The following is a 12745-nucleotide window of genomic DNA, read 5'->3' on the forward strand; positions in this document are numbered from 1 at the left end:
GACGCTTATTCCTATCCTGAGAAGCCCCTGAAAGCTATAATCCCCCCATCTCTCCTTTAAAAACGGGAATGTCTATGATCCGCAGTATGACCGCCTACGCCCGGCGTGAAATCAAGGGTAGCTGGGGTAGCGCTACCTGGGAAATGCGCTCGGTAAACCAGCGCTATCTGGAAACGTATTTCCGTATGCCGGAACAGTTCCGCAACCTGGAGCCTGTGGTGCGTGAGCGTATCCGTACGCGTCTGACCCGCGGGAAAGTGGAATGTAATTTGCGTTTTGAGCCCGATGCCAGTGCACAGGGCGAACTGATCCTGAACGAAAAGCTGGCAAAACAGCTGGTTAATGCGGCGAACTGGGTCAAAATGCAGAGCGATGAAGGCGAGATCAACCCGGTTGATATTCTGCGCTGGCCTGGCGTGATGGCCGCCGGAGAGCAGGATCTGGACGCGATTACCGCTGAAATCCTGGCTGCACTCGACGGCACGCTGGACGACTTTATCGTTGCCCGCGAAACCGAAGGCCAGGCGCTGAAAGCGATGATTGAGCAACGCCTTGAAGGCGTGAGCGCCGAAGTCGCTAAAGTGCGCGCTCATATGCCAGAAGTGCTGCAATGGCAGCGTGAGCGTCTTGTCGCCAAACTGGAAGAGGCGGAAGTTCAGCTGGAAAACAACCGTCTGGAACAAGAGCTGGTGCTGATGGCGCAGCGTGTGGACGTGGCTGAAGAGCTGGATCGTCTGGAAGCGCACGTTAAAGAGACCTACAACATTCTGAAGAAGAAAGAAGCGGTAGGCCGCCGTCTCGACTTTATGATGCAGGAGTTCAACCGCGAGTCGAACACGCTGGCGTCTAAGTCTATCAATGCAGAGGTAACCAATTCAGCGATTGAGCTGAAGGTCCTGATTGAGCAGATGCGCGAGCAGATCCAGAATATCGAGTAATTCCTTTCAGGGTGGTGTTGCCTCGCACACCACCCATTACTTTTTCTAATCCTTATTTAGCCTTACTTTCTTTTCCTCCCGCCTTATCACAAGCCCGCCAGGCATGCGTTGATAAATTTCTGTAGGGCAAACCCCCTCGCCTTAGAAAATCTCAATCGTGATCTTCCGCACAAATCGCTAATCTCCTCCTCTTCATTCCGGAGGGTTTATGCTGCTTCACATTCTCTATCTTATTGGCATTACCGCAGAAGCCATGACCGGCGCGCTCGCTGCCGGACGTCGCCGTATGGACACCTTCGGCGTGATTATTATTGCCACGGCCACCGCGCTCGGCGGCGGGTCCGTGCGCGATATCCTGCTTGGCCATTATCCGCTCGGCTGGGTCAAAAACCCTGAGTACGTCATTATCGTGGCAACGGCAGCCGTGCTAACCACGATTGTGGCCCCGGTGATGCCTCATCTGCGCCGCGTGTTCCTGGTGCTGGATGCGCTTGGGCTGATTGTTTTTTCCATCATTGGCGCACAAATCGCTCTCGATATGGGTGAAGGCCCGGTTATCGCCACCATTGCTGCCGTGATCACGGGCGTGTTTGGCGGGGTGCTGCGGGATATGTTCTGCAAGCGTATCCCGCTGGTTTTCCAGAAGGAACTGTATGCCGGCATCTCCTTTGCCGCGGCAGTGCTTTATGTCGCCTTGCAGCACTATGTCACCAGCCACGATGTGGTGGTTATCTCCACCCTGCTGTTTGGCTTCACCGCGCGTATGCTGGCATTGCGCCTTAAGCTGGGCCTGCCCGTTTTTCATTACAAACACAATGCGCATTAATGTCAGAACGGGCAGGCGCCGGATAATCAATTACTCGAATAGTTGTAACCGTAGTGATGATAGCCGTAGCCGTAAGCGTTGCTTGCCCGCTTAACGACGCCGTTGAGAATCACCCCTTTGGTATTGACGCCACTCTGCTCCAGACGCTGTACACAGACCAGCATCTCCTTCACGCTGTTCATCCCGAAGCGGGCGACCAGCAGCGTGGTGCCTGCGCGACGGCCGACAACAGCCGCGTCGGTGACCGCCAGGATCGGTGGCGTATCGATAATCACCAGATCGTAGCGTTCATTCGCCCAGTCCAGCAGCTGCTGGAAACGCGTATGCATCAGAAGCTCCGCCGGATTAGGGGGGATCTGCCCGCGCACGATGGTATCGAACCCGCCTTTATCGAAGGTCTGAACGCCCTGGGTATACTCCGCCTTACCGGACAACATCTCCGATAAGCCGCAGGTATTGTCGAGCTTAAACAGATCATGGGCATACCCGCGACGCATATCCGCATCAATATAGAGCACTTTCTGGCCCGCCTGCGCCACGACGGCCGCCAGGGTACTGCTGACAAAGGTTTTACCGCTGTCAGGCGTGGCGCCAGAGATCATCAGTATATTGTTCGCTGACTCCATCATCGCGAAATGCAGACTGGTGCGCAGGCCGCGAATCGCCTCCACGGAGAGATCGACCGGGTTATCCGCCGCCAGGAAGGGGATATGTTTGGTCTTATGGCGCAGCCCTGAGGACATAAAGTCTTTTTTGCGCAAACGCATCTTTTTAGCCAGCCATTCCGACAGCGGTACGGTGGCATAGACGTTAATCCCGTGCTCCTCCAGCTGCTCCGGCGTTTCAATGCCCATACGCAGCATACTGCGCGCCAGGATCCAGCCCGCAGAGACGAACAGACCCAGGAGAACCCCCAGAACGACAACCAGCGCTTTTTTCGGCTTGACTGGCTGCGGCCGGGTCACGGCCGGATCGATAATGCGGACGTTACCAATTGCGCTCGACCGGGCGATGCTCAACTCCTGTTCGCGGTTAAGCAGCTGCTGGTAGATAACGCGTCCCGACTCCACATCACGGCTCAGGCGCAACACCTCCTGCTGGGTTGACGGCATGGACGATACCCGTTTATTCAGGCGGTTTTTTTCCTGCTCCAGCGTCTGGCGTTTCTCAATCAGCGCCCGGTAGGTGGGGTGATCTTTTTTGTAGAGCTGCGAAATTTCCGCTTCCCGGAAGGTCAGTTCATTGAGCTGATTGTCCGCATTTACAATCTGCTCCAGCACCGCTTTTGCCTCCAGGTTCAGGTCAACGGAGTCATTTTGCTGGCGATAGCGGTTGAGCTTCTCCTCGGCCTGGTCCAGCTCGCTGCGCACCTGCGGAAGCTGCTGCTTCAAAAATTGCAGGCTTTTCGCATCCTGCGCCGCCTGGCGAGCCACGTTCTGTTGTAAATAGTTATCGGCGATGCAGTTAAGCACGCGCGCCATCTCATCGGGATCTTCCCCCGTGATGGTCAGGCCAAGCATCCCACTGTCCTTGCTGCGCTCGCTCACGGAAAAACGCAGCTGTAGCGCGTCAATGGCCTCCAGCTCGCTCAGCTGTGTAATCGTAAATTGCGTACCCGGCTTCGCCTGGATAGCGGCAATGGTAATGGCGATATTCGCCGCGCTCAGTGGCTGTCCCACGACGCCCTGTAACGTCACGTTATCGCCTTCCAGCTGATAGTGGCCCTTCTCGCCGACGGTCAGCGTCAGCTTTTGCGCCCGACCCGCGACAGGGGGAAGATTGAGCATACGGATATCGACGATGCCAGGCTGTTGCCCGGTGAGTCGCGCCCAGCCGCGTCCGACAAGGGGAAAATAGTTTTCACTTACCTGCGTGCGCAGGTTCAGGTCATCAATCGTTTTACCGAGGATCATGCGCGACTGGAGAAGCTGAAGCTCCGGCGCCGACTCTGGCGAGGAGTCAGGGATGAACTCGCTAAGGTTACTGAGTAGCGCGTTGCCCTGCTTCTGTTCCACCTGTATCAGCGCATCGGCCTGATAAACTGGTGTGGCAAAGAGCGCATAAAGCAGTGCCGCCAGCGTGAACAGCGCGGTAAGGATGAGAATAAATTTTCGGTGGTCGAGCAACTCACCCAACAGGCGCACAAGATCGATCTCGTTATTCGCGGCAGACGCATCATGGGCGTGAAGGTTATTTGTTGACATAAAACGTAACTATCCCGTGTGATTAACTGAGCCGTTTCGCCCATTCCAGACTGGCCTGCTCCAGCAGCCCATAAACATATTCAAATGCGTCCCGGTTTTTACGGTAGGGGTCCGGGATCTCTTTTCTGCCCGTCCAGTGACCAAAGAGCATCATTTTGCCGCGCGCCTCCGGTGCAATAGCCGTGACCTGCTCGATATGTTCCAGCTCCATCGCCAGAATCAGATCGTAGTCGCGCACCATGGCGGGGGTGAGCCTGCGCGCCACGTGGCCCTCAAGCAGAGTGCCGCGTTCGGCGGCGATCTCTGTCGCCTGTGAATCGGCGGCGCGCCCTTCCAGGCCACACGTTCCCGCTGAATCGACCCGGGCGGCGGGAAGCAGCCGGCGCAGCAGCCGTTCCCCAATGGGAGAGCGGCAGATATTGCCGGTACAGATCACCAGGATGGCGTTAAACGTTAGTTTGGCCATGTTCTGATATATCTCCCTGTTTCAGTCAGGTCATGTACGCCGGTAATGGTCGGCACAAGCTGAGAGATCACGCGGTTCCAGCGCACCAGCGGCGCGGTGGTGACATAGACGATGTCGTAAGGCTCAAGCTGAAATTCGGTGCTCAACACCATCGCGGTGGCATCCCGGGCGTTAAGCTGGTAGACGTTGGCGATTTTGCCGTTCTGCTTGCCCTGCAACGGACGAATCACAAAGATCCCCGTGGCGTCGGCCATATCCTGATTTACGCCCTGCGCATTACCCAGCGCTTCCGCCAGCGTCATGCCGCTACGGTCCATCTTCAGGGTGCTCTGTTTACCCACCTCGCCCATGACAAACACTTTCAGGTCGTCATTACGGGGAATGAAGAGAATATCGCCCGGATAGAGGAGTTTATTCTGGGTGAGATCGCCGCGCTGCATCAGCGCGTAGAGCGAAATGTGCGTGTCCTGGCCGTTATGGGTCAGCACCACGTGGCGCCAGTCCGCCTCCGACGTCAGGCCGCCTGCCGCATTGATCGCATCCATTATGGTCAGCGGAATGTTGGTGATGGGCTGCTGGCCAGACTTGGCCACTTCGCCCGTCACGTAGGCTTTTTGCGAGCGGAACGCCGCGACGCTGACATCCACCTGCGGGCTCTCAATCACCGAGTCCAGCCGGGCGGCGATCTCATCGCGCACCTGGGCCAGCGTTTTGCCGACGACGCGGATTTTGCCGATATAGGGGTAGAAGATCGTGCCATCGGCATTCACCCAGTTGCCCGTATCGCTGGCGCTACGGTACTGACCTGCGGGGGTGGTCAGCTCCGGGTGGTCCCAGACGGTAACCATCAGCACGTCGCCGACGCCGATGCGATATTGGTAGTTCTGGAGCTGGCGATCCAGTTCAGGATTCGCGCGGGAGTCGACTTTGCCAGGCAGCAACTGCTCCACCAGCCCCGGCGTGAGCGGATAGACGTTGACCATCTTATTCAGATCGTAATTGCTGTCAGGCAGATCGATAATATCTTTGCCCTGGGTGCTAAGTCCCTGGCCCGGTACGATAGTACAACCGCTTAACGCCATCATAGCCAACGCAAGCACGGAAAATTTAACGTTTTTCATTCAGGAAAATCATCTGGTTAAGTAATGCCTGTTTCATCCGGTACTACTGCCCTACCGGGGTTTCGCGTTCTGACGTCATGTCATAGAGCTGATATTTACGGCCTAACATCTGGCCGCCATCACGGGTGAGAGGCGTCCACGAGACCACCGCCCGGTTGCGATTTGGGCCGATCGTCATCAGATCAAGCGGGATCGAGATGTAGAAGCCTTTGCTAAAGCCACCTTCGCCATAATCCTCTTTCGAGACGTTGGTCAGCGCCGCCCAGGCGCCTACCGTCACGCCGCTGTCGAATCGCTTCGCGACGTCGAGGGTGGCGCCTTTATCCTTCGCCAGGTACTGCCCGACGCTCAGCTTCATCAGCACGCTGTTGAGCTTCGCCGGGTTCCAGTAGGCGGTGATAAATCCGGTTGGCGCGCTGTAGTCGGTGAAGCGCATCATGTCGTCCCAGTCGCGCTGCTTGACGTAGTTCGCATCCACGCCCAGCGCCCAGTCGCTATCAAGCGGGCGCCAGAGCGCCTCTGCTCCCACACCGCCGTACATGGTTTCGAGGTAGCCGCCATAAATCTGGGCATAGAAGCCGTGCCCCAGCGCATCGACATAGTTGGCCTGTAAGTTGTTGATGTAGACGTCATTGCTGACATAATCGCGAATATGGGTTCTGACGCGCGGCAGGCTGGAGTCAGCGGGAAGCAGCGAGGATTTGAACTTGTCGTAGTTGTTATAGAGGTTGGCGAACACGCCGCCGTCGAGCAGCAGACGATCGGTCAGCCAGTAGCTGGCGCTGGCCATCACCCCCACCTGGAACATATAGAAATCTTCCGGACCGCCCAGCGACTGCGCCAGCGTCGGTTTGACGCTGTAGCTGAAGCGATCGGCGCGAATACGGTAGCCGCGCCCGAACGCTGTGGTATCCACAGGCTCGACGCGCTGCTGCCTGAGCGCCTCCTCCTGGCCGAGCGGCTGTCCCGCCAGCTGTTTGCGCAGGCTGGTGACATCGGTTTGCGTCGTGACCAGCGGCAGATGGTCACGCCGCTGGGTGATAGCGATCGTGTCGACCCCGTCGGGCAGGTTATTGATCAGAATACGGTTGGCGCGATCCACCGCTTCGCGCGGATCGCGATAGCGATACTGTTCGCCGGTCATGTATAAGGTATTGCCGTGCTGAAGGATCTCCGGCGCATCGAAGCCTGCGTTGTACTTAAGCGCGGTGAGCTGGTTTGCCGCCGAGGTATAGTCCAGCGTCTCGCCTGCCGGTGCCGGTTGCCAGGCCGGTTTCGGGTTATCACGCAGCGCGGGGCGCAGATCGTTAAAGTTGGTCCGCAGGGTGAAGCCAAACATCAGCGTATTGCCGCGCTCGTAGCTGAGGTTGAGATCGGCCCAGTCGGCAACGCGATAGACTGCCCCCACGTTGATATGGCTCGACTGCTTAATGGAGCCGGCAAAATCATCGGCATAATTGTTGCCGTCATACTCGAGCTTCAGGCGCAGGGGCTGCCAGGGCGTCTGATACTGGAGGCCGCCAAACAGCGACGCCGGACCACGAAACATATCGCTAAAGCTGATATCCCCGGCATCATGTGATTCGCCGCGGGTGCAATACTTATTGTTGTCGTGGCACAGCGGGTTACCCACGTTGTCGCTATTACCGGGATATCCCCAGGCTATTCCAAAGGTAAAATCGACCGGTCCGGCCATTTTACTGGCAACCAGATATTCACCGTCGAACAGGCCGGTGCCCGCAATATCGCGCTTGCCGAGCGCCACCTGCGGCAGGCTATAGTCCTCTTCCCACAGACGAACCTTAAAATCGAATGACTTATCCTTGTAGCTTTGATCGCCGCTGAAATCCTCGTCGCTGCTGTATTTGCGGGTGCGGACGTCGGTATAACGAATCGTCCCTTCCAGCCACGGAAAGAGCACGACCGAAGAGGAGTAAAAACGATACTGGTTGTTATCGCGGTAGTTGACGCTGAATTCCCCTTCCCGGCCAAAGCGCGCGTCGGGCATTTGCATCAGGCCGGTGCCGCCAAAGTCGGACTGTGAAGGTCCGGTCGGATCGGGCCAGGTACGCAGCTCCGCGTGGCAGGCAGAAGAGATCGCCAGAGCAAGGCCGCTCAGTAAAAAAAGTTTGTTCATCAGTCAGGTATCCGCCGCGTCAGGAGCGCAACGATTTGCTCATTCAGACCGGTAAAATCGTCCGGCACCGCCCGGGGATCAAACCCCACCCACAGAACAGCGCCCGGCTCTGCTTCAATATGGCGTGCGTTCCAGTACGCCACCGGCGCAACAACCGTACTGCCGTCAGGATCGATAACGGTCACGTTATTCCTGTCGGCGCCAGCCAGCCGCAGCTGCCCCTGTAAGTAATCCCTGATGCTTGCGCCCGGACGCCAGGCCAGTTTCCCCGGTGTGGCGACCGCCCCCATCAGCGTGACGGTGCGGGGCGCAGGCGAGACCCACAGATCGTAACGGCCCTCAAGGGAACGATCGCCGCGGGCGTCGGTACGCACGGCGTCTGGATCGAGGCTGATAAACTGCCGCCCGACGATCCGCAGGGAGCGGGTCTGTGTAGCGACAGCGCGAATGGTCGCGATCCGCTCGTCATCGGCGCGATTCTGCCAGGCTGAAAGCGACGCCAGCACCTGCTGTTGCGTCTGTTGCGCTCGCCGCGTGGCGGAAGGGGTTGCGATGACAGCGCCCTGCCACCAGACGTTGTTCAGCTGCGGCTGGGTGACCAGCCGGGAGAGCGTATCGGCCTGTCCAGCAGACCACGTTTTGCCCGGCTGATGCACGGTAACGACGCTTGCGCATAAGGCGGGCAGGCTGAAGAGAGATAGCCCTACGCCAGGTAACCATTTTCTGAGTCTGTTCATGGGGCGGGCTTCAACATCGTCATGGCGACAGGGAATACGCCCGCGCCGAGCATCTGTTCGCTCTGGCGTACCTGGCCGGTGGCGGAATCAATCCAGAAGGTGTTATGCCAGCGACGATCGAGGCCGTCGGCCTGCACCGTCTCCTGCCAGACCTGACAACGTAGCGTGTTTCCGGCAAGGGTCAGGTTTTCCGTCCCGCTCAGGGAGAAGCGCGAGGTCAGGTGTGCGGAGCGATACCGCCCCTCTTCCTGCCAGCGCACATCACGCGACCACTGGCTGCCGTCGCGGAGCTGCGGCGTGTGGCGCAGCGGATCGTGCTCAAGATTGGTTACCTCAAGCAGGTTATAAGGAAGCTTGAGCGTGTGGATAAGGCGACCGTTATGCGTGACGATCATCGCATTATCCTGCGATAACCACTTACTGTTTCTCTGTTCGATGTATCCGAGAACCACCAGGATCCTCGGGCCATTATCCAGACGCAGGTACATGGTTGAGTATGGGAGCACCTGAATCTGCCCGTCCGTTACCGTCACATCCTGGCGCCCGTCCAGGCTGGCGTTAAAGGTCTCAATAATGCTCTGCTGGCTCGGCGTACATCCCTGGATCAGCAGAGTCATGATGAGCAGAATAAACAGTCTCACCAGAAATCCTTGATTAAATAACATTGAAATCAATTAAATACCCGGCTTTGATATCGCCACCGGGTCAAGTCGTTGCGCTGTTCAGCGCAAGGCTATATCGCCTTGCGCACCAGCCTTAGCGGGTAACTGTCGTCGTGGAAGTACCATTGCCTGAGTCATCGCCACTGTCGCTTGCCGCGACAACGGCTAACGTCGCTACGCCGGCAATCGCAGCGGTGGTGACAACAGCGGTTGTCCCAATCGCGCCTGCCGCCAGTCCCCCCGTAGTGCCAGCGGTAGTTCCCACCGTTGCTCCGGTTGTTGTACCGGTTGTTGCTGCGCTGGTGCTACCTGCTTCGGTGGTAGCGCCTATAGCAGGCAGGGCAGTCGCCAGCGTGAGTGCCGTCAGCACTGTACAAAGCGTCCTTTTCATTTTTGGTCCTCATTCAAATGAAGGAAAATATGAGCACCTGGAAACCAGGTCCCGGTTAACGGGCATAAAGCCCGGGGCTGAATTCCGGCCCGACAGGGACGGAAAATCATCCATGTAAAAGCCCTGGGCTCTGAACACCAGCGCATATAAACCGCCAGGATATATTTCGGTACCCTTAATTGCTTCAATTGGAGTTCAGATAGTTAACCCCCTCACGGGGCGCAAAAAGAAAGGAAAACGCAGAAGTGATGCGAAATGCACCCCAGCGGTAGCTACCTTAAAAATTTTGGATAAGATAATTCTTATAATAATTTGACGCAATGATTTCCGGCAGAATAAATATGACTAATTGTTAACCAGAAAACACTCAACATATTATTAATAAAATAGTTAACCTACTGAAATTAAAAGCAACAAAACGATCAACACTCAGGCTGCATCACCTATAACTCCTTCATTCCCGGCTATTGCTCTCGATTAATAGTGATTGAGATCAATTAAGGCGTTCTCTCAAAGAAAATAAAAACGCAAGCAGAGCAAATTCTGAAACTGGGTTCAGGGATAACATTTCCTCAAAATATATTTACCATGAATAATTCATTTATATTCATAATTATTGCGTATATAAACCGCGTCTCATAAATACGCTATTCACGGCAGCGGAAGTGTGCCCCTTCGCCAGTCTGTTCAGGAGCGCACGCAGATTAAAATCCACCGATGTGCTCTGCGGCCAGCCATTTTGCCAGGGCATCAATCTGAGGCTGATGCAGCCAGTTTACGATCTGGCGGGCCTTCTCCTGCCCGACACCCGGCAGCATCCGCCACTCCGCTTCGCTTCGCTGAATCAGCTCCTGCCAGGTGCGATCCCCTGCCGCCTTGAGCGTCGACCGGGCCAGCGGTATTCCCATCGCGGTGATCCAGCGGATAAAAGGTCGCTCCCGCGCCAGGTTAAACTGATGCCACAGCGCAGCGCCATGCGATGCCGATATCCCCGCCGTCGCGGTGAGCTGCGCCTGCGTGAGCTGTAGCCAGGAGAAGAGGTGCTCAAACCGATGCGCCTGATAGAGGGTCCGCCATCCTGATTCGCCCATTCCTTCGATATCTAACGCCTGCCTGGAACTTAGCCACGTCAGCCGGGCAAAAAATTGCTCCATGCACTCCGGGGAGGCATAGAAACAGGTTAAGCCGTTATAGCGCGATGAGGGCGGCTGCGTTTTACGGCGATCCACATTGCGCCACACCACGTTATCCAGCCGGGGAATACCTTGTCCCGCCAGGCTTACCAGCACCTGATCGCCGGGGGCAATATCCAGCCTCTGCCAGCGGTTAACCGACCCTAAGCTGACGCGCTGTACGCGTTTATCGTCGAGCATCAGCGGCTCAAGCTGCGCAATCGCGGTGATCCGCCCGGTACGGCCAACGGTAAAGTGAATCGCTTTGACTTCCGTCACCTGGGCCACAGGAAGGTATTTCCATGCGACGATCCAACTCCCTTCCCCCGGCAGCCACTCCTCGCCCGGCGGCTCTGCCGAGGCGCGAACCACAATGCCATCCGTGGCGAAGGGCAACGAAGCCTTAAACCAGGCCGTCCGTTGCGCTTCCACATCAGCCGCGTTTTTAACCGGCAGGGTATAGCGGGCCGTCAGGGTAAAACCTGCCTCCGCCAGCGCGGAAAGGCGTGCTTTCATCGCTTTTGGGCCGTCCGGCCAGGCCCAGATAAAAATGCCTGTCTGCTTCAGCGCTGCGCGATCGGTCGCGCGCATCATTGCCCCCGCTACCTTCGCACGCGCGTTCATCCCCCCCATCCGCTGCTGGATATGCCCGTCGCGCAGCAGAAAAAGTTCACCCTGCAACACGCTGTTGGCAAGCGGCCCGGCCAGCGTTTGCGGAATAGCGGGGATCATTCGCGCCTGTGCCGTCCACTCTTCCCCCTGTAAGCCGTCGCCCCGGCTAATCGCCTGCACCAGCTTGCCGTTTTTGTAGACCAGGGTGACCGCAACACCATCCACCTTTGGCTGTACCCAGAGATCCTGCTGCGTCGCCATCCAGCGGCTAAGCGCCTGCTTGCTTTCTACCTTATGCACGCCGGTATGGGCGAAGGGATGTTTCACCGTCCCACTGGCGGCTGGAAGATCGTCGTGCAGCGGTTCATCGTGAAAACAGCGCTGCCACTGTTTTAAGCGGGCGTTAAGCCTGTCGTAAACGTCGTCGCTCACCTCGCTGCGGCCCTGCTTCCAGTAATCTTCATTCCAGCGGGTCAGCTGCGCCTTCAGGGCCGCGATCTCCTGCCCGGCTTTAGCCGGTGACCAGACCGGGCAAATAGCCATCGCCCCGCTGCTTAAGAAGATCATCAGTATGCTTATCCATTTCACCATTATTACCCCTCCCTGTTTTGCGAAGGGTATACCCTGCCCGTGAGCCGCAGACCAGCTACAAAATTGCATTTTACGAGCGCGCTTCAGCGCATTGTTTTTATTGCAGCAAAAAGAAGGTAAAAGCTGAAAACGGCACGCAAAATTTAATCATCCAGGGGAAAAAGTGTGACAAAGGCTACGTCACACAGCGGCGACGTGTATAATAAGCCCGTATGTAGGACTTCTTCGTTAACACATACAAAAGACTCTCATGGCTCAAGGCACGCTTTATATTGTTTCTGCCCCTAGTGGCGCGGGTAAATCCAGCCTTATTCAGGCACTGTTAAAAACCCAACCGTTGTACGATACGCAGGTTTCTGTTTCTCACACCACGCGAGCACCGCGTCCGGGTGAAGTGCACGGTGAACACTATTTCTTTGTGAATCACGACGAATTCAGAGCGATGATTGGCAGAGACGCGTTTCTTGAACACGCAGAAGTTTTCGGTAACTACTACGGTACTTCGCGTGAAACCATTGAGCAGGTACTGGCGACCGGCGTGAACGTGTTCCTGGATATCGACTGGCAGGGCGCGCAGCAAATTCGTAAGAAAATGCCTGATTCGCGCAGTATCTTTATTTTACCGCCATCGAAAGATGAACTGGATCGCCGCCTGCGTGGTCGCGGCCAGGACAGCGAAGAAGTTATCGCGAAGCGTATGGCGCAGGCAGTTGCAGAAATGAGCCATTACGCGGAATATGATTACCTTATTGTGAATGATGATTTTGATGCCGCGCTGAGCGATCTCAAAACTATCCTTCGCGCAGAACGTCTGCGTATGAGCCGCCAGAAGCAGCGACATGACGCATTAATCACCAAACTGTTGGCAGACTGAACCCACTTTCAGTA

The 12745-nt window shown here is 56.6% G+C and carries 11 protein-coding genes; 3 read left to right on the top strand and 8 right to left on the bottom strand.

Annotation, left to right across the window (positions count from 1 at the left end; translation table 11 throughout):
- Positions 1-74: 74 nt before the first annotated feature.
- Both SK58_RS01340 and SK58_RS01345 read left to right on the top strand, forming a co-directional pair.
- Positions 75-938, top strand: a complete 864-nt coding sequence (locus SK58_RS01340; protein ID WP_048219248.1) for a YicC/YloC family endoribonuclease — start codon at positions 75-77, stop codon at positions 936-938.
- Positions 939-1146: 208 nt separating this feature from the next.
- A complete protein-coding gene (locus tag SK58_RS01345) occupies positions 1147-1764 on the top strand; it encodes a trimeric intracellular cation channel family protein (RefSeq protein WP_015570045.1) in 618 nt (205 codons plus the stop codon).
- Positions 1765-1790: 26 nt separating this feature from the next.
- Here the strand turns inward: SK58_RS01345 and etk are convergent, their stop codons facing one another.
- The 8 genes from etk to ligB all read right to left on the bottom strand — a co-directional run bounded on the left by etk (position 1791) and on the right by ligB (position 11857).
- On the bottom strand, positions 1791-3968 hold the full coding sequence (gene etk / locus SK58_RS01350; RefSeq protein WP_048219251.1) for a tyrosine-protein kinase: 2178 nt from the start codon (positions 3966-3968) through the stop codon (positions 1791-1793).
- A 22-nt stretch (positions 3969-3990) separates the two neighbouring features.
- Complete coding sequence (locus SK58_RS01355; RefSeq protein WP_033486987.1) at positions 3991-4434, bottom strand: arsenate reductase/protein-tyrosine-phosphatase family protein; 444 nt, start codon at positions 4432-4434, stop codon at positions 3991-3993.
- Positions 4422-5555, bottom strand: a complete 1134-nt coding sequence (locus SK58_RS01360) for a polysaccharide export protein (RefSeq protein WP_032646765.1) — start codon at positions 5553-5555, stop codon at positions 4422-4424. Before SK58_RS01360 ends, SK58_RS01355 begins: the two co-directional genes overlap by 13 nt.
- Before the next feature lie 43 nt (positions 5556-5598).
- Positions 5599-7692, bottom strand: a complete 2094-nt coding sequence (locus SK58_RS01365) for a YjbH domain-containing protein (protein WP_075262134.1) — start codon at positions 7690-7692, stop codon at positions 5599-5601.
- Entirely contained in the window at positions 7692-8429 is a 738-nt protein-coding gene (locus SK58_RS01370; RefSeq protein ID WP_023302877.1) for a capsule biosynthesis GfcC family protein, read from the bottom strand. The genes SK58_RS01365 and SK58_RS01370 overlap by 1 nt, the downstream gene beginning before the upstream one ends.
- Positions 8426-9070, bottom strand: a complete 645-nt coding sequence (locus tag SK58_RS01375; RefSeq protein ID WP_032620684.1) for a YjbF family lipoprotein — start codon at positions 9068-9070, stop codon at positions 8426-8428. The genes SK58_RS01370 and SK58_RS01375 overlap by 4 nt, the downstream gene beginning before the upstream one ends.
- Before the next feature lie 115 nt (positions 9071-9185).
- Positions 9186-9482, bottom strand: a complete 297-nt coding sequence (locus tag SK58_RS01380; protein ID WP_017383628.1) for a hypothetical protein — start codon at positions 9480-9482, stop codon at positions 9186-9188.
- Between the two features lie 704 nt (positions 9483-10186).
- A complete protein-coding gene (gene ligB / locus SK58_RS01385) occupies positions 10187-11857 on the bottom strand; it encodes an NAD-dependent DNA ligase LigB (protein ID WP_048219254.1) in 1671 nt (556 codons plus the stop codon).
- Positions 11858-12107: 250 nt separating this feature from the next.
- Here ligB and gmk point away from each other — a divergent pair, with 250 nt between their 5' ends.
- On the top strand, positions 12108-12731 hold the full coding sequence (gmk, locus tag SK58_RS01390; protein ID WP_006177710.1) for a guanylate kinase: 624 nt from the start codon (positions 12108-12110) through the stop codon (positions 12729-12731).
- Positions 12732-12745 lie beyond the last annotated feature (14 nt).

Source organism: Enterobacter sp. BIDMC93 (assembly GCF_001037805.1).
In the GTDB taxonomy this organism is placed as follows: domain Bacteria; phylum Pseudomonadota; class Gammaproteobacteria; order Enterobacterales; family Enterobacteriaceae; genus Enterobacter; species Enterobacter hormaechei_C.